Raw genomic sequence first — 16,780 nt, 5'->3', positions numbered from 1 at the left:
CCCGATGAACCGACAGCTGACCCGATGGACCGGCCCCGAGGGGCTGCCCCGCTTCGACCAGATCGCGGACAGGGATTTCGCCCCGGCTTTCGACCGCGAACTGGCCGCGGCCGAGGCTGCGCACGAGGCGATTGCCGCCAATCCCGACGCGCCGACGTTCGAGAACACGATCGCCGCAATGGAGGTGGCCGACGAAGGGCTGAACCGCGTCCTGTCGATCTTCTACACGTTGGCGGGCGTCGATTCGAACGAGGCGCGGCAGGCGCTGCAGCGCGACTTCGCGCCGCGGTTGGCCGAATACGGCAGTCGGATCAGCATGGACCCGCGGCTTTATGCGCGGGTGAAGGCCGTGGCCGAGGGGGCCGGGGCGCTGGCGCCAGAAGGCCGGCGGATCACGGAACTGGCGCTGCGGGACCTGACGCGGGCGGGCGCGGGGCTTGAGCCTGCGGGGCGCGAGCGGATGGCCGAAATCCGGGCGCGGCTGGCGGTCCTGACCACGCAGTTCACCCAGAATGTGCTGGCGGATGAGCGCGACTATGTCCTGCCCGTCGCGGACGGCAGGCTGACAGGGCTGCCCGGCTGGCTGGTCCGCGCCATGCGCGCCGCCGCCCGCGAACGGGGTCACGAGGGCCAGATCGTGACGCTGAACCGGTCGCTGATCGTGCCGTTCCTGGAACATGCGGAGGACCGGGCGCTGCGCGAGACGGCCTTCCGCGCCTGGACCGCGCGCGGGTCGGGGCAGGGCGCCGGCGGCGACGCGACCGACAACCTGCCGCTGGTCCACGAAATCCTGGCCCTGCGCCACGAACGGGCGCGGCTTCTGGGACATGCCGACTTCGCCAGCTGGAAGCTGGAGACGCAGATGGCCGCGACCCCCGACCGGGTTCAGGACCTGCTGTCGCAGGTCTGGGCCGCCGCCCGCGCCCGCGCGGCCGAGGACCAGGAGAAGCTGACGGCGATGCTGCATGCCGACGGCCTCAATGGCGCGCTGGAGGCCTGGGACTGGCGGCTTTATGCAGAGCGCCTGCGCCAGCGCGACCACCAGTTCGATGCGGACCAGATCGCGCCCTATCTGACGCTGGAGGCGATGCTGGGCGCGGTCTTCGACGTGGCGCACCGGCTGTTCGGGCTGGAGTTCCAGCCGCTGGACGCGCCGCTCTGGGCGCCGGACGTGCGGGCTTGGCGGGTCACGCGCGGCGGACGGCTGATGGCGATCTTCGTGGGCGACTTTTTCGCGCGGCCGTCCAAGCGGTCGGGGGCGTGGTGCTCGGCCCTGCAGATGCAGCACAAGATCGGCGACGAGCAGCGCGCCATCGTCGTGAACGTCTGCAACTTCACCCCGCCCGAGAAAGACGGGGAGCCCGCCTTCCTGTCGTGGGACGACGCACGGACGCTGTTCCACGAGTTCGGCCACGCGACGCATCACATTCTGTCCGACGTGACCTGGCCGTCGATCTCGGGAACCTCGGTCGCGCAGGATTTCGTGGAGCTGCCGAGCCAGCTTTATGAGCACTGGCTGGAGCAGCCTTCGGTTCTGGACGCTCATGCGCGACATCACGAGACGGGGGCGCCGCTGCCGGCGGACCTGCGCGACCGTCTGCTGGCGGCCGGAACGGCGGATGCCGGATTCTCGACCGTCGAATACCTGGAGAGCGCGCTGGTGGACCTGGCCTTCCACCGGGGCGCACCGCCGGCGGACGCGATGGCGCAGCAGGCCGAGGTCCTGGCGGGGCTGGGGGCACCGGATGCCATCCCGATGCGCCACGCGACGCCGCATTTCGCCCATGTCTTTGCGGGCGACGGCTATGCGGCTGGCTACTACAGCTACATGTGGTCCGAGGTGATGGACGCCGACGCCTTTGCGGCCTTCGAGGAGGCGGGCGACATCTTCGACCCGGCGACGGCGAAGCGGCTGGAGGAGACGATCCTGTCGCGTGGTGGATCGGCACCTGCGGACGCGCTGTGGATGGAGTTCCGCGGGCGCATGCCGGGCGTGGACGCGTTGCTGAAGGGGCGCGGCCTGAGCTGAAACCGGAGGAGCCGACCGTCGGTCGGCGCCCTGCCGGGCAGGCCGGGGGGCGCGCCGCTGTCGCAGCGCGCGGGCGGTATGGAACCTGCGCCCGTGGCTCTGGCCGATGCGGCCGAAGGTCAATCGCGGATCTCGTCCGGGTCGACCCCCCAGATCGCGGGCTTGGGCACCCAGCCGCGCTGGCCCCCGCCCGAAACGCGGCACCAGTCGGGCTCGCATTCGTTCAGGCGCAGGATCGCCCCGGCCTCGGCCCGGGCGACGATGTCGGCGTCCCGGTGCGGGCGCGAGCGCAGTTCCAGCATGTCCTGGGTCACCAGCGCCGTTCGGACGCCCGACAGCAGCGCATAATGCACCCAGCCGCCGGCGCCGTCCTTGTCCTCGACCCGGCGCCAGTGGCCGAACTCGGCCACGACGCGGAGCGGCATGCCGGCGTGGCGGAACACCCAGTCGATGCGATGCGAGAGGCTGGGGCCGCGCCGGGCATTGCCCTCGTTGCCCTTGAGGCTGACATAGCGGGGCAGGGGCAGGTTCGTCACCGGTCCGCGCTGTTCGGCCTGCGCCTCCGGCGCAGGCTGGGCCGTCACCGGTCCGGGCACCGCCACCATCAAGGCGGCGGCCAGCGCAAGGGCCCCCGATGCGCCGCGTGTCCTGCCTGTCGCTGATCTCATCCGCTGTCCGTTCCTGTCCTCTGCGTCGCGCCCGCCGCGCCCATGGGGGGCTGGCGGGTCGACCTTCTGGGGTCTTGTGCCGGCCCCTCAACGCGGGCAGTTTGCCAAAAGCGCCGGGCCATTGGAAGGGCACCGCGACACGAGACCGACACAGTGAGGTGACCATGCCAGCCGCCACCCCCTCGTCCCGCCAGAAGCTGCGCGTGGCAGTGACCCGCCGCCTGCCGGAAGCGGTCGAGACCCGCATGTCGGAGCTTTTCGACGTGGTCCTGCGCGACGACGACCGCAAGCTGAGCCAGGACGAGATCGTGGCGCTGATGCACGGGGTCGACGTGCTGGTGCCGACGGTGACGGATCAGATCAGCGCCAACATGCTGGCCCGCGCCGGAGAGCGGCTGAAGCTGATCGCCAACTTTGGGGCGGGGGTGGACCATATCGACGTGATGTCCGCGCGCCAGCGGGGGGTCCTGGTCAGCAACACGCCCGGCGTGGTGACCGAGGACACGGCCGACATGACGCTGGCGCTGATCCTGGCCGTGACGCGTCGCATCCCCGAAGGGCTGGCCGAGATGCAGGCCGGGCGCTGGCAGGGCTGGTCGCCCACGGCGCATCTGGGCGGCCGCGTCGGCGGGCGGCGGCTTGGCATCCTGGGCATGGGGCGCATCGGTCAGGCGGTCGCGCGCCGTGCCAACGCCTTCGGGATGCAGGTCCACTATCACAACCGCAAGCGCCTGCGCCCCGAGATCGAGGACGAATTGCAGGCCACCTGGTGGGAGAGCCTGGATCAGATGCTGGCGCGCATGGACATCGTCAGCGTGAATGCGCCGCACACGCCCTCGACCTTTCACCTGCTGAACGCGCGGCGGCTGAAGCTGATGAAGCCTACCGCGGTGATCGTGAACACGTCCCGCGGCGAGGTCATCGACGAGAACGCCCTGACGCGGATGCTGCGCGCCGGAGAGATCGCGGGCGCGGGTCTGGACGTCTTCGAGCACGGCCACGAGATCAACCCGCGCCTGCGCGAATTGCCCAACGTCGTGTTGCTGCCCCACATGGGTTCGGCGACCGTCGAAGGCCGTGCCGAGATGGGCGAAAAAGTCATCATCAACATCAAGACCTTCGCCGACGGGCACCGGCCGCCGGACCTCGTCGTGCCGTCGATGCTGTGACCGTGCCGGGCGTGACCGTCCGTTGGGCGGTATCGATGCTGTTCTTCGTGAACGGGCTGATCGTCGGCAGCTGGGCGCCGAAGCTGCCGGTGCTGATGTCGCGGCTGGACATCACCGAGGCAACGCTGGGGCTGATCGTCCTGGGGCTGGGGATCGGGTCGCTGTGCATGATGCCGGTCTTCGGTGCGATGGTCGCACGGGCTGGTTCCAGGCGCGCCGTCACGCTCAGCGCATGGCTGGCCGCGCCGTCGCTGATCTGGATCTCGGCCGCGCCGAACCTGTGGACGGTGGCGGCGGCGGTGTTCCTGTTCGGCGGCCTGATCGGCGGGATGGATGTCGCCATGAACGCCAACGCGGTAGCGGTCGAACGTGCGCGCGCGCGGGCGATCATGTCGTCCTGCCACGGGTTCTGGAGCCTCGGGGCTTTTACCGGCGCTGGCGTGGGCGGCGCGATCATTCAGGCAGGCGGCGACACCCTGCATGCGGTGGTCGTCAGCGCCGTGGCTTTTGCCGCACTGGCCTGGGCGCTGCCGCGCCTGCTGGCGGATGCCCCGGCACCCGGTGAAGCGAAGGCCCCCCTGCGCCTGCCGCGAACGGCGCTGCCCTATCTGCTGGGGCTGATGGCGCTGACCTCGATGATCCCCGAGGGCGCGATCCTCGATTGGGCCGCCGTCTATCTGGAGCGCGAGATGGGCGCATCGCTGACGGTCTCGGGCTGGGGGTTCGCTGCCTGCGCCGGGACGATGGCCATGATGCGCTTCCTGGGCGACGGGTTGCGGCTGCGCTTCGGCGCGGTCCGGACGCTGCAGGTCAGCGCTGGCATCGCGATGTCCGGCCTGGCGTTGGCGGGTCTGGCGGGCGGTCCGATGCTGGCCATCGCGGGCTTTGCGCTGGCGGGGATCGGCATCGCCAACATGATGCCCATCGCCCTGTCGGCGGCGGGCAACGTGCCGGGGCTGGCATCCGGCGTGGGCCTGTCGGTCGTCACGATCATGGGCTATTCCGGCATCCTTCTGGCGCCAAGCAGCATCGGCTGGCTGGCCGAAAGGCTGAGCCTCGGGACGATCTACCTGGGGCTGGCCGTCCTGCTGCTGATCCCGCTGGCGCTGTCGCGTCTGGCCGCCACCGCCGATTTCGAGAGCCGCTGACGGGCAGCGGTCGTAACAGTCTGCATGCGAATCAAGATCGCCGCAGTCGGTCTTGTAGAATGCGCCGACGCTTGTCCGGTCGCCCTGCGCATGACCGGTCTCCAAGGCGTCGCCGCCCCTTGGGCGCGCATCAGCTTCACAATTTTTCGTCGCTCGGACGTCCCTATGCTTCGGGTGCCGCCGACTTCATTGGTTTGATCCGAATGGCGACGGATTTCTGCTGCGCAGAGAGACCGAGCACGCTTAGCGCGGTGATCCGCAAGATGCAGAACGGCGGCCAGGCGCCGGGACGGGTGCGCAGTCAGGTTGGTCTGACATGTCCGGCTTGTCCAGCGGAACCGAACCGGCTGGAAAATTTCAGCCGTCAGGGTCTAGCGATAGACCTGCGCCTCGGCGGGAAAGCTGCGGTCGCGGACGGCGGCGGCGTAGTCGGCGATGGCCTCATCCGCGCGGCTGCCAAGGTCGCCGAACTTGCGAACGAAGCGCGGCACCCGGCCCGACAGGCCCAGCATGTCGTCCAGCACCAGGATCTGCCCGTCGCAGCGGGCCGAGGCGCCGATGCCGATGGTCGGGATCACCACTGTTTCGGTCATGCGGTCTGCCAAGGCTTCCATCACGCCCTCGACGACAACCGAGAACGCCCCGGCCTCGGCCACGGCCCGGGCGTCGGTCAGGTGGGCGGGCCAGCTGGACTGGTCGCGGCCTTGGGTCTTGAACCCGCCCATGACGTTCGTCGACTGCGGGGTCAGCCCGACATGCGCCATCACCGGGATGCCGCGATCCACCAGGAAGCGGATGGTGGGGGCCATGCGGCTGCCACCTTCCAGCTTGACCGCCCCGCAGCCGGTTTCGGCCATGACGCGGGCGGCGTTGCGGAAGGCCTGTTCCGGGCTTTCCTCGTAGCTGCCGAAGGGCATGTCGATGACGACCATCGCGCGCTGGCTGCCGCGCATCACGGCCTTGCCATGCAGGATCATCATTTCGAGCGTTACGCCGACCGTCGAGGTCATGCCATGGACCACCATCCCCAGCGAATCGCCCACCAGGATGATGTCGGCATGCGCATCGACCAGCGCCGCCATCGGCGCGGTATACGCTGTCAGCGCAACCAGGGGCGTCGCGCCCTTCGCCTGCATGATCTGCGGGACGGTGACGCGCTTTACGGGGGCTTGTGCGGACATGGGGCGAACCTTTCAGGGATGTGCGACGCGCTGGTCGATCAGCAGCACGTCGCCGAAGCGGACGGCCAGCAGGATGACCACCGAACCCGACGGAGCGGCGATGCGCGTCAGGGTGCGGGCGTCGCGGATGTCGACGGACTGCACCTCGGCCTGGGACTCGAGCCGCAGGATGTCGCGGATCTGGCGGCGGACCTGCGACAGGGGCTGGCCTTGGGCCACCATCGCCTGTGCATGGTCCAGGGCGCGGTTCAGGACTGGCGCGGCGGCGCGGTCGGCGGGCGCCAGGCGCGCGTTCCGCGACGACATGGCCAGCCCGTCGGCTTCGCGCACGGTCGGAACCGGCAGGATCTGCACCGGCACGTCAAGGTCGGCGACCATCTGCCGGATCAGGGTCAGCTGCTGGTAGTCCTTTTCGCCGAAGGCGGCGGCATCCGGCCCGACGATGTTGAAAAGCTTGGTCACCACCGTCGCCACGCCGCGAAAATGGCCCGGGCGCAGACGGCCGATCAGCATTCGGCCAAGGCCCGCGACCTCCACATGGGTCTGGGCGCCGGGACGATAGATGTCGGGTACGGTGGGCAGGAACACCCCGTCGCAGCCCGCCCGGCGCAGCAGCGCCAGATCGCCCGCCTCGTCGCGCGGATACTTGTCCAGGTCCTCGTTCGGGCCGAACTGCGTCGGGTTCACGAAGATCGAGGTGACGACGCGGCCGCCGCCTTCGGCTTCGACCCAATCCCGTGCGCGGGCCACCAGCGCCAGATGGCCGTCATGCAGCGCGCCCATCGTCGGCACCAGCGCCACGCGGGCACCGGCGGCGCGCCAGTCGCGCGTGCAGGCGCGCATGTCTTGCGTGCTGCGGCAAATCTGCATGATCGTCCCCCAAAGCGTGCGCCGCAACCTAGCCGCCAGACCTCCCCCGGGCAAGGGCGGCGACGCGGCGCATGGCTTTCCGCCACAGGGAATCACCACGTGAATGACGCGCTGCATCAGATCGGGATAAAGTTGCATGGGTGGCGGCGCGGGGGGCTGTGGGACGGCCCGTCATTTGGCCGAGGCGGAACGGGAGCCGCTGCTGATCGAGAGGTACGAGTTGTCTGCCGGGTCGCCCTGTTACGCGGCGGGCTTGTTGCCGCTGTTCAACGGGCTACGCGATCTGCATAGCTCTCTGCCGGACTGGAGGCCGAGGAGCCGAAATCCGGCTTCACCCGATGCGTCAAACTGCGCATGGTGCAGACCGACGAGCGGATGGGCGAAGACATCCTCAACCGCCAAGACGGCTGATCAGGTGACCGGCTGCTGGTCGTCCTGGACCAGCAGCCGCAGCAGCGTTGCGAGTTCTACTTGGGGCAGCGGAGAATCAGGGGGTCGCGGCTGGCCGAGGCCCATCATCGCATAGCCATGAACCATGCTCAGGATGGCCACTTCCGAGGCTGGGGAACCCCTAGAGGGGTGCAGTTGCGCCCGCGCCTCGTGCAGAAGCTGATAGGCGCTTGCCGCGCTGCAGCGGAGCGACGCTTCGCCTTTCGAAAGTTCCTGGAACATCAGCCGGAACAGCGCCGAATGTGCATCGGCGAAGCGGATATAGGCGTGGCATAACGCCAGCAGCCGCTCAAAGGCGTCCTGGATGTCCCGAGTTGCCCCCGACAGATCCCGTCGAAGCCAAGTAAAGCCTTGGTTCGCCACGGCATTTCTAAGCCCCGGCAGGCCCCTGAAATGGTGCGCGGGCGCGGCATGGGACACCCCGGCTCGCGCAGCCACAGCCCTGAGGCTCAGGTCCGTGCCGGCTGCTTCATCAAGCATCTCGATCGTCGTATCGACAAGTTGCTTAGCCAGCTGCGACGAACTCTGATTCATCAATTTATGCTGCGATGCAGCGAACGCTTGACAGTGTCAAGCAGGCTGCGCAAGGTTCTGGTGCGCGGTCCTGTGCGGGCGGTCAACAATGGTCTGGAAACGGACGCAGTTGTCTCGCGTTGCGTGTCGGGTGACCCGCAGGCGGCCTTGGTTGGCTTGTGCATGGTTGAAATTTCGAGATTGACGCCGCCAGGGCCGTCTTCATCCCCTGTCGAACAAAGTTCCGTCCGGACGATTCAAGACTGCAAGCAAAAGGCCGGACCCTGAGGTCCGGCCTTTTTGTTTTGGAGCGGGCGATGAGATTCGAACTCACGACCCTAACCTTGGCAAGGTTATGCTCTACCCCTGAGCTACGCCCGCGCTCCGTTCCGTCTGCAATCCGTTTCCGTTTCCGGTCACCGTCTCGCCTTCGGTGAGCGGTGATTTACGGGAGGCGGCGGGGGTCTGCAAGAGGAAAAACCACCATGGTCCGAACTTTTTTGCGGCGCCTTCAGACCACCGGTCATTCGGCCGCGCGTAGCCGTGCCGGCTTGAGCATCGGCCCAAGATAGCGGCCTGTGTGGCTGGCTTCGACCTTCGCGACGGCCTCGGGAGTGCCCGTGGCGACCACCTGTCCGCCGCCGTCGCCGCCCTCGGGGCCGATGTCGATGATCCAGTCGGCGGTCTTGATGACGTCGAGATTGTGTTCAATCACCACGACCGTGTTGCCCTGGTCCACCAGCGAATGCAGCACCTCTAAAAGCTTCCTCACATCCTCGAAATGCAGGCCGGTCGTCGGCTCGTCCAGGATGTACAGGGTCCGGCCCGTGGACCGGCGCGACAACTCCTTCGAGAGCTTCACGCGCTGCGCCTCGCCGCCCGACAGGGTGGTCGCCTGCTGGCCGACCTTGATATAGCCAAGGCCAACCTGCATCAGCGCATCCATCTTTTCGCGAATCGACGGGACGGCGTTGAAGAAGGTCTGCGCATCCTCGACCGTCATGTCCAGCACGTCCGCGATGGACTTGCCCTTGAACTGCACCTCCAGCGTCTCGCGGTTATAGCGCTTGCCCTTGCAGGTCTCGCACTCGACATAGACGTCGGGGAGGAAGTGCATCTCGATCTTGATGACGCCGTCGCCCTGGCAGGCTTCGCAGCGGCCGCCCTTGACGTTGAAGCTGAAGCGGCCGGGCTTGTAGCCGCGCGCCTTCGATTCGGGCAGGTTCGCGAACCAGTCGCGGATGGGCGTGAAGGCGCCGGTGTAGGTTGCGGGGTTCGACCGCGGCGTGCGGCCGATGGGGCGCTGGTCGATGTCGATGACCTTGTCCAGATGCTCCAGCCCCTTGATCGTCTCGCAGGGGGCAGGGGTCTGGCGCGCACCGTTGAGGCGCAGCGACGCGGTCTTGAACAGCGTCTCGATGGTTAGGGTGGACTTGCCGCCGCCCGACACGCCGCTGACGCAGACGAACTTGCCCAACGGGAAGTCCGCCGTGACGTTCTTGAGGTTGTTGCCCGTCGCCCTGACCACCGTGATCTTCTTGCCGTTGCCCTTCCGACGCTCGGACGGCACATCGATGGCGCGGGTGCCCGACAGATACTGCCCTGTCAGGCTGTCGGGGTCCGCCGCGATCTGGTCCGGGGTGCCGTGGCTGACCACCGTGCCGCCATGAACGCCCGCGCCGGGGCCCATGTCGAAGACATAGTCGGCATGGCGAATCGCGTCCTCGTCATGCTCGACCACCAGGACCGAATTTCCTTGGTCGCGCAGGTTCATCAGCGTGGTCAGCAGCCGGTCGTTGTCGCGCTGGTGCAGGCCGATGGACGGCTCGTCCAGCACATAGAGCACGCCCGTCAACCCGCTGCCGATCTGGCTGGCCAGGCGGATGCGCTGGCTTTCGCCGCCCGACAGCGTGCCCGCCGCGCGCGACAGGGTCAGGTAATCGAGGCCCACGTTGACCAGGAACCCCAGCCGTTCGCGGATCTCCTTCAGGATCGCCACTGCGATCTCGTTCTTCTGCTTAGAGAGGTGCTCCGGCGCCGCCTCGATCCAGGCCAGCGCCTCCTTGATGGACAGTTCGACCAACTGGCCGATATGGGCGCCGCCGATCTTGACGGCCAGCGCCTCGGGCTTGAGGCGATAGCCCGCGCAGGCGCCGCAGGGGCGGTTGTTCTGGTAACGCTCGAACTCCTCCCGGACCCACTGGCTGTCCGATTCGCGCAGCCGGCGTTCCATGTTCGGGATCACGCCTTCGAAGGTGCGGGCGATTTCATAGACGCGGCCGGCATCGTCGAAGCGGAACTTGACCTCCTCCGTGCCAGAGCCACGCAGGAACATCCCGCGGATGTCGTCGGTAAGGTCCTTCCAGGCGGTCTTCTTGTCAAAGCCGTAATGCTTGGCCAATGCGTTGACGGTCTGCGTCAGGTAGGCCGATTTGGACTTGGCCCAGGGGGCGATGGCGCCCTTGTCCACGGACAGGGCGGCGTCGGGCACGATGAGGCGTTCGTCGAAGAACAGCTCGACCCCCAGGCCGTCGCAGACCGGGCAGGCGCCGAAGGGCGCGTTGAAGCTGAACAGGCGCGGCTCGATCTCGGGGATGGTGAAGCCGCTGACGGGGCAGGCGAACTTCTCGCTGAAGGTCAGGCGCTGCGGTTCGTCCTCGGCAGTTTCCAGGTGCGCGATACCGTCGGCCAGGTCCAGCGCCGTGCGCAAGCTGTCGGCCAGCCGCGTCTCCAGCCCCTCGCGCACGACGATGCGGTCGACGACGATGTCGATGTTGTGGCGGAACTTCTTGTCCAGCGTGGGCGCGTCTTCCAGGTCGTGGAAGGTGCCGTTGATCTTGACGCGCTGGAAGCCCTGGCGGCGCAGCTCCAGCAGCTCTTTCTTGTACTCGCCCTTGCGGTCGCGGACGATGGGCGCCAGCAGATAGGCGCGCGTGCCCTCGGGCAGGGCCATGACGCGATCGACCATGTCCTGCACCTGCTGCGCCTCGATCGGCAGGCCGGTCGCGGGGGAATAGGGCGTGCCGGCGCGGGCGAACAGCAGGCGCAGGTAGTCGTAGATCTCGGTGACCGTGCCGACCGTCGACCGGGGGTTCTTCGAGGTCGTCTTCTGCTCGATGCTGATGGCGGGGGACAGGCCGCTGATGTGGTCGACGTCCGGCTTGCCCATCATGTCCAGGAACTGGCGCGCATAGGCCGACAGGCTTTCGACATAGCGCCGCTGCCCTTCGGCATAGACCGTGTCGAAGGCCAGGGACGACTTTCCGCTGCCCGACAGGCCGGTGATCACCACCAGCTGGTCGCGCGGGATGTCCATGTCCACGCCCTTGAGATTGTGTTCGCGCGCGCCGCGCACCTCGATGAACTTCTGTTCCATCACGTGCCCCTCTGCCAAGTCGCATCACATAGGGACGCATGCCTGAAAAGCAAGTTCCAAATATGAACGGAGAGTGAACATCAAACGCGTCTCCGCCTTTCGTCGCCCTTGCCTCATGACGATGGCGGTGCTTGCGCTGCAACGCAGCACGGCTAGGATGCGGCCGACGAGGACAAGGGGGACGGCATGTTCAAGAAGATTCTGATCGCGAACCGTGGCGAGATCGCGATCCGCGTGATGCGGGCGGCGAACGAGCTGGGCAAGAAGACGGTCGCGGTCTATGCCGAGGAAGACAAGCTGGGCCTGCACCGTTTCAAGGCGGACGAGGCCTATCGCATCGGCGAAGGCTTGGGCCCCGTCGCGGCCTATCTGTCGATCCCCGAGATCATCCGCGTGGCCAGGCTGTCGGGCGCCGACGCGATCCACCCGGGATACGGCCTGCTGTCGGAAAACCCCGACTTCGTGGATGCCTGCGCGGCGGCGGGCATCACCTTCATCGGCCCGCGCGCTGACACGATGCGCGCCCTTGGCGACAAGGCCAGCGCCCGGCGCGTGGCCATTCAGGCGGGTGTTCCGGTCATTCCGGCGACCGAGGTTCTGGGCGAGGATTTCGACGCCATCAGCCGCGAGGCAGCCGAGGTCGGCTATCCGCTGATGCTGAAGGCCAGCTGGGGCGGCGGCGGGCGCGGCATGCGGCCCATAAACAAGCCCGAGGAACTGGTCGAGAAGGTCCGCGAGGGCCGGCGCGAGGCCGAGGCGGCCTTTGGCAACGGCGAGGGCTATCTGGAAAAGATGATCCTGCGCGCCCGCCACGTCGAGGTGCAGCTTCTGGGCGACACGCATGGCGGCCTCTATCACCTCTATGAGCGCGACTGCACCGTGCAGCGCCGCAACCAGAAGGTCGTCGAACGCGCGCCCGCGCCCTATCTGACCGAGGCGCAGCGCGAGGAAGTCTGCGCGCTGGCGCTGAAGATCGGCCAGGCGGTCGGTTACCAGAACGCCGGCACGGTCGAGTTCCTGATGGATATGGACAGCCAGCAGTTCTACTTCATCGAGGTGAACCCGCGTGTTCAGGTCGAACACACCGTGACCGAGGAGGTCACCGGCATCGACATCGTCCAGTCCCAGATCAAGATCGCCGAAGGCGCGACACTGGCCGAGGCCACCGGCCATCCCCGGCAAGAGGACGTGACCCTGTCAGGCCACGCGCTGCAGTGCCGCGTGACGACGGAAGACCCGCAGAACAACTTCATCCCCGATTATGGCCGCATCACGGCCTATCGGTCGGCCACCGGCATGGGCATCCGCCTGGACGGCGGCACGGCCTATTCCGGCGGCGTCATCACCCGGTATTACGATTCGCTGCTGGTCAAGGTGACGGCCTGGGCGCAGACGCCCGACCAGGCGATCAAGCGCATGGACCGCGCGCTGCGCGAGTTCCGGGTGCGCGGCGTGTCGACGAACATCGACTTCGTGATCAACCTGCTGAAGCACCCGACCTTCCTGAACGACACCTACACGACCAAGTTCATCGACACGACCGACGACCTGTTCGACTTCAAGAAGCGGCAGGACCGGGCGACCAAAATCCTGACCTACCTGGCCGACATCAGCGTGAACGGTCATCCGGAAACGGCGGGCCGCCCGCTGCCGCCGGCGCAGGCGCGGCCCCCGGTGCCGCCCGCGCCCGTGGCGGGCCCCGCGCCGGGCACCCGCCAGCTGCTGGAGGAGAAGGGCGCGCAGGCCGTGGCCGACTGGATGGCGGCGCAGAAGCAGCTGTTGATCACCGACACGACCATGCGCGACGGGCACCAGTCGCTGCTGGCGACCCGGATGCGGTCGATCGACATGATCCGTGTGGCGCCCTCCTATGCCGCGAACCTGCCGCAGCTGTTCAGCGTGGAATGCTGGGGCGGGGCGACCTTCGACGTGGCCTATCGGTTCCTGCAGGAATGCCCCTGGCAGCGGCTGCGCGACATCCGGGCGGGCATGCCGAACCTGATGACGCAGATGCTGCTGCGCGCGTCGAACGGGGTGGGGTACACCAACTATCCCGACAACGTGGTGCAGTCCTTCGTGGCGCAGGCCGCAAGGACCGGCATCGACGTCTTCCGCGTCTTCGACAGCCTCAACTGGGTCGAGAACATGCGCGTCGCCATGGACGCCGTGATCGAGTCCGGCAAGATCTGCGAAGGCACCGTCTGCTATACCGGCAACATGTTGGACCCCGAGCGGTCGAAGTATGACCTGCAGTACTATGTCCGCACCGCGCAGGACCTGAAGGCGGCCGGCGCGCATGTGCTGGGGCTGAAGGACATGGCGGGGCTTCTGAAGCCCGCCGCCGCCCGCATCCTGATCAAGGCCCTGAAGGAGGAGGTCGGCTTGCCGATCCACTTCCACACCCATGACACCAGCGGCATGGGCGGCGCGACCATCCTGGCCGCGGCCGAGGCGGGCGTGGACGCCGTCGACTGCGCGATGGATGCGCTGTCGGGAAATACCAGCCAGCCGACGCTGGGGTCCGTGGTCGAGGCGCTGGCCCAGACCGATCGCGACACGGGCCTGGACATCGGCGCGATCCGCTCGATCAGCAACTATTGGGAGCGGGTCCGCGAAAGTTATGCCGCCTTTGAGTCGGGCCTGCAGTCGCCCGCGTCAGAGGTCTATCTGCACGAGATGCCGGGCGGACAGTTCACCAACCTCAAATCGCAGGCGCGGTCGATGGGGCTGGAGGATCGCTGGCACGAGGTCGCCCAAGCCTATGCCGACGTGAACCGGATGTTCGGCGACATCGTGAAGGTCACGCCCAGTTCCAAGGTCGTGGGGGACATGGCGCTGATGATGGTGTCTCAGAACCTGACACCGGCCGACGTGGCGGACCCCGACCGCGACATGTCCTTCCCCGACAGTGTCGTGGACATGATGCGCGGCAACCTGGGCCAGCCTCCCGGCGGCTGGCCCGAGGCCATCCAGAAGAAGGTCCTGAAGGGTGAAGCGCCCATCACCGACCGCCCCGGCGCGCATCTGGAACCGGTCGATATCGAGGCCGTGCGCCAAAAGCTGATCGAGGATCTGGATGTCGAGATCGACGACGAGGATCTGAACGGGTACCTGATGTATCCCAAGGTCTTCACCGATTACATGCAGCGCCACCAGACCTATGGCCCGGTGCGCACCCTGCCGACGCGGACCTTCTTTTACGGCATGGAGCCGGGGCAGGAGATCAGCGTCGAGATCGACCCCGGCAAGACGCTGGAGATTCGCCTGCTGACCCTGGGCGAGACCGACGACAAGGGCGAGATGAAGGTCTTCTTCGAACTGAACGGCCAGCCGCGCCAGGTGCGGGTCCCGAACCGCAAGGCGGTCGGCGCCTCGGCCGCGCGGCCCAAGGCCGATCCCACCAACGACGGTCATGTCGGCGCGCCCATGCCGGGGGTCATCGCCTCGGTCGGCGTGACGGCGGGGCAGGCGGTCACGCAGGGCGATCTGCTGCTGACCATCGAGGCGATGAAGATGGAAACCGGCCTTCACGCCGACCGCGACGGCACCATCAAGGCCCTCCACGTCAGCCCCGGCCAGCAGATCGACGCAAAGGACCTGCTGGTCGAGATCGAGTGACATTCTGCCGCGGCCCCCGGGGCAATCATGCCCTTGCGGGGTCGCGGCAGCGCCCCCACCTGTCGGAACAAGTCGCCCGCGCTTCGTTGCGGCGCCGGCCTTGGATTCTGCACGATTGCGTCCAATGCCCCGCTTTTCGCCGTTTCGGAGCCGTTGACCCCGCAGCCTGCCGGGTCTAAACGGCACTCAGCCAACCCGTCGCGAGGTGAGCCGTGATCCCCGCGACCGACAAGGGGATCAACGCCCGTGGAAAACCTTCTGCAGGATTATCTGCCCATCCTCGTCTTTCTGGGGATGGCGTCGGCACTTGCACTGATCTTGCTGCTGTCCGCCATCGTCATCGCCGTGCGCAACCCGGACCCCGAAAAGGTCAGCGCCTATGAAAGCGGGTTCAACCCGTTCGACGACGCAAGGATGAAATTCGACGTGCGATTCTACCTTGTGTCGATCCTGTTCATCATCTTCGACCTCGAGGTGGCCTTCCTGTTTCCCTGGGCGACGACGTTTCAGTTCCTCAGCGACGGGGCGTTCTGGTCGATGATGGTGTTCCTGGGCGTGCTGACCGTGGGCTTCGCCTACGAATGGAAGAAAGGGGCCTTGGAATGGGCGTGATGACCGGAGCGAACACTGCCGGTCCCGACCGCGAGGTCGCGACCGCCACCCTGAACCGCGAGCTGCAGGACAAGGGTTTCCTGCTGACCACGACCGAGGACATCATCAACTGGGCCCGCAACGGGTCGCTGCACTGGATGACCTTCGGCCTGGCCTGCTGCGCGGTGGAGATGATGCACACCTCGATGCCGCGCTATGACCTCGAACGCTTTGGAACGGCGCCGCGGGCATCCCCGCGCCAGTCGGACCTGATGATCATCGCAGGGACGCTGACCAACAAGATGGCCCCGGCACTTCGCAAGGTCTATGACCAGATGCCGGAACCCCGCTATGTCATCAGCATGGGCAGCTGCGCCAATGGCGGCGGCTATTACCACTACAGCTACTCTGTGGTGCGCGGCGCCGACCGCGTGGTGCCGGTGGACATCTATGTCCCCGGCTGCCCGCCCACGGCCGAGGCGCTGCTTTACGGCATCCTGCAACTCCAGCGCCGCATCCGGCGCACCGGCACCCTGGTGAGGTAACGATGGCCGTCTATCCCGACCTCGACGCGCTGGACCAACTGGCCGAACATATCCGCACCCGCCGCCCGGCCGAGGTGGTCGGCGCGGCCGTCGCGAACGGCGACCTGACGGTGACCGCGACCGCCGCGGGCATCCTTGACCTGATCGAGTTCCTGCGCAGCGACAGCAGCTGCCGGTTCTCGACGCTCGTGGACATCACCGCCGTCGACTATCCGTCGCGCCAGCAGCGCTTCGACGTGGTCTGGCACTTCCTGTCGATGTACCAGAACCAGCGCATCCGCGTGAAGGTCGCGATTCGCGAAGACGAGATGCTGCCGTCGCTGACGCGCATCCACCCGTCGGCCAACTGGTTCGAGCGCGAGGTCTTCGACATGTTCGGCATCCTCTTCACGGGGCATCCGGACATGCGGCGCATCCTGACCGACTATGGCTTTGCTGGCCACCCGCTGCGCAAGGACTTCCCGACCACGGGCTATGTCGAGGTCCGCTATGACGAGGCCGAGAAGCGGGTGATCTACGAACCGGTCAACCTGGTGCAGGAATACCGCCAGTTCGACTTCCTCTCGCCGTGGGAGGGGACCCAATACGTCCTGCCCGGCGACGAAAAGAGCAAGGGGTAAGG

At 67.2% G+C, this 16,780-nt stretch carries 12 protein-coding genes and 1 tRNA gene; 7 read left to right on the top strand and 6 right to left on the bottom strand.

Translation table 11 applies throughout. The annotated features are described in order from the left end of the window. The first annotated feature begins 4 nt into the window (after nucleotides 1-4). On the top strand, nucleotides 5-2,029 hold the full coding sequence (locus tag OC159_RS09830; RefSeq protein WP_265500976.1) for a M3 family metallopeptidase: 2,025 nt from the start codon (nucleotides 5-7) through the stop codon (nucleotides 2,027-2,029). Nucleotides 2,030-2,148: 119 nt separating this feature from the next. On the opposite strand, the gene OC159_RS09825 is transcribed toward OC159_RS09830, so the two are convergent. Continuing rightward, nucleotides 2,149-2,697 (bottom strand): SH3 domain-containing protein, encoded by a 549-nt coding sequence (locus OC159_RS09825; RefSeq protein WP_265500975.1) that lies wholly within the window; start codon nucleotides 2,695-2,697, stop codon nucleotides 2,149-2,151. Between the two features lie 164 nt (nucleotides 2,698-2,861). Between OC159_RS09825 and OC159_RS09820 the strand changes: the two genes are divergently transcribed. Both OC159_RS09820 and OC159_RS09815 read left to right on the top strand, forming a co-directional pair. Then, on the top strand, nucleotides 2,862-3,866 hold the full coding sequence (locus tag OC159_RS09820; protein ID WP_265500974.1) for a 2-hydroxyacid dehydrogenase: 1,005 nt from the start codon (nucleotides 2,862-2,864) through the stop codon (nucleotides 3,864-3,866). 11 nt (nucleotides 3,867-3,877) lie between these two features. Continuing rightward, nucleotides 3,878-5,014, top strand: a complete 1,137-nt coding sequence (locus tag OC159_RS09815) for an MFS transporter (RefSeq protein ID WP_265500973.1) — start codon at nucleotides 3,878-3,880, stop codon at nucleotides 5,012-5,014. A 371-nt stretch (nucleotides 5,015-5,385) separates the two neighbouring features. On the opposite strand, the gene panB is transcribed toward OC159_RS09815, so the two are convergent. The 5 genes from panB to uvrA all read right to left on the bottom strand — a co-directional run bounded on the left by panB (nucleotide 5,386) and on the right by uvrA (nucleotide 11,407). After that, nucleotides 5,386-6,195 carry a 3-methyl-2-oxobutanoate hydroxymethyltransferase gene (gene panB, locus OC159_RS09810; RefSeq protein ID WP_265500972.1) on the bottom strand — a complete coding sequence of 270 codons (810 nt, stop codon included), beginning with the start codon at nucleotides 6,193-6,195 and terminating at the stop codon, nucleotides 5,386-5,388. A gap of 12 nt (nucleotides 6,196-6,207) precedes the next feature. Continuing rightward, nucleotides 6,208-7,065, bottom strand: a complete 858-nt coding sequence (panC, locus tag OC159_RS09805; RefSeq protein WP_265500971.1) for a pantoate--beta-alanine ligase — start codon at nucleotides 7,063-7,065, stop codon at nucleotides 6,208-6,210. 411 nt (nucleotides 7,066-7,476) lie between these two features. Next, nucleotides 7,477-7,953: a TetR/AcrR family transcriptional regulator gene (locus OC159_RS09800; RefSeq protein WP_265500970.1), complete on the bottom strand. Its 477-nt coding sequence runs from the start codon at nucleotides 7,951-7,953 to the stop codon at nucleotides 7,477-7,479. Nucleotides 7,954-8,334: 381 nt separating this feature from the next. Next, a tRNA-Gly gene (locus OC159_RS09795) sits at nucleotides 8,335-8,409 on the bottom strand. Between the two features lie 142 nt (nucleotides 8,410-8,551). After that, nucleotides 8,552-11,407: an excinuclease ABC subunit UvrA gene (gene uvrA, locus OC159_RS09790; protein ID WP_265500969.1), complete on the bottom strand. Its 2,856-nt coding sequence runs from the start codon at nucleotides 11,405-11,407 to the stop codon at nucleotides 8,552-8,554. A gap of 183 nt (nucleotides 11,408-11,590) precedes the next feature. Between uvrA and pyc the strand changes: the two genes are divergently transcribed. The 4 genes from pyc to OC159_RS09770 all read left to right on the top strand — a co-directional run bounded on the left by pyc (nucleotide 11,591) and on the right by OC159_RS09770 (nucleotide 16,778). Then, nucleotides 11,591-15,022 carry a pyruvate carboxylase gene (pyc, locus tag OC159_RS09785; protein WP_265500968.1) on the top strand — a complete coding sequence of 1,144 codons (3,432 nt, stop codon included), beginning with the start codon at nucleotides 11,591-11,593 and terminating at the stop codon, nucleotides 15,020-15,022. 294 nt (nucleotides 15,023-15,316) lie between these two features. After that, complete coding sequence (gene ndhC / locus OC159_RS09780) at nucleotides 15,317-15,634, top strand: NADH-quinone oxidoreductase subunit A (protein ID WP_407674089.1); 318 nt, start codon at nucleotides 15,317-15,319, stop codon at nucleotides 15,632-15,634. Beyond that, a complete protein-coding gene (locus OC159_RS09775) occupies nucleotides 15,634-16,158 on the top strand; it encodes a NuoB/complex I 20 kDa subunit family protein (protein ID WP_265500966.1) in 525 nt (174 codons plus the stop codon). Before ndhC ends, OC159_RS09775 begins: the two co-directional genes overlap by 1 nt. 2 nt (nucleotides 16,159-16,160) lie before the next feature. Continuing rightward, nucleotides 16,161-16,778, top strand: a complete 618-nt coding sequence (locus OC159_RS09770) for an NADH-quinone oxidoreductase subunit C (RefSeq protein WP_265500965.1) — start codon at nucleotides 16,161-16,163, stop codon at nucleotides 16,776-16,778. The last annotated feature ends 2 nt before the right edge of the window (nucleotides 16,779-16,780 follow it).

The sequence above is a fragment of the Paracoccus beibuensis genome, from assembly GCF_026162625.1.
Lineage (GTDB): Bacteria > Pseudomonadota > Alphaproteobacteria > Rhodobacterales > Rhodobacteraceae > Paracoccus > Paracoccus beibuensis.
The sequence above is the reverse complement of the archived record's forward strand: the minus strand, read 5'-3'. Positions and strand labels throughout refer to the sequence as shown.

Bases quoted from the DNA above. Each gene is read 5' to 3' on its own strand.
- OC159_RS09830 (WP_265500976.1), top strand. From the start codon at position 5: ATGAACCGACAGCTGACCCGATGGACCGGCCCCGAGGGGCTGCCCCGC.
- OC159_RS09825 (WP_265500975.1), bottom strand. From the start codon at position 2,697: ATGAGATCAGCGACAGGCAGGACACGCGGCGCATCGGGGGCCCTTGCG.
- OC159_RS09820 (WP_265500974.1), top strand. From the start codon at position 2,862: ATGCCAGCCGCCACCCCCTCGTCCCGCCAGAAGCTGCGCGTGGCAGTG.
- panB (WP_265500972.1), bottom strand. From the start codon at position 6,195: ATGTCCGCACAAGCCCCCGTAAAGCGCGTCACCGTCCCGCAGATCATG.
- panC (WP_265500971.1), bottom strand. From the start codon at position 7,065: ATGCAGATTTGCCGCAGCACGCAAGACATGCGCGCCTGCACGCGCGAC.
- pyc (WP_265500968.1), top strand. From the start codon at position 11,591: ATGTTCAAGAAGATTCTGATCGCGAACCGTGGCGAGATCGCGATCCGC.
- ndhC (WP_407674089.1), top strand. From the start codon at position 15,317: ATGGCGTCGGCACTTGCACTGATCTTGCTGCTGTCCGCCATCGTCATC.
- OC159_RS09775 (WP_265500966.1), top strand. From the start codon at position 15,634: ATGACCGGAGCGAACACTGCCGGTCCCGACCGCGAGGTCGCGACCGCC.
- OC159_RS09770 (WP_265500965.1), top strand. From the start codon at position 16,161: ATGGCCGTCTATCCCGACCTCGACGCGCTGGACCAACTGGCCGAACAT.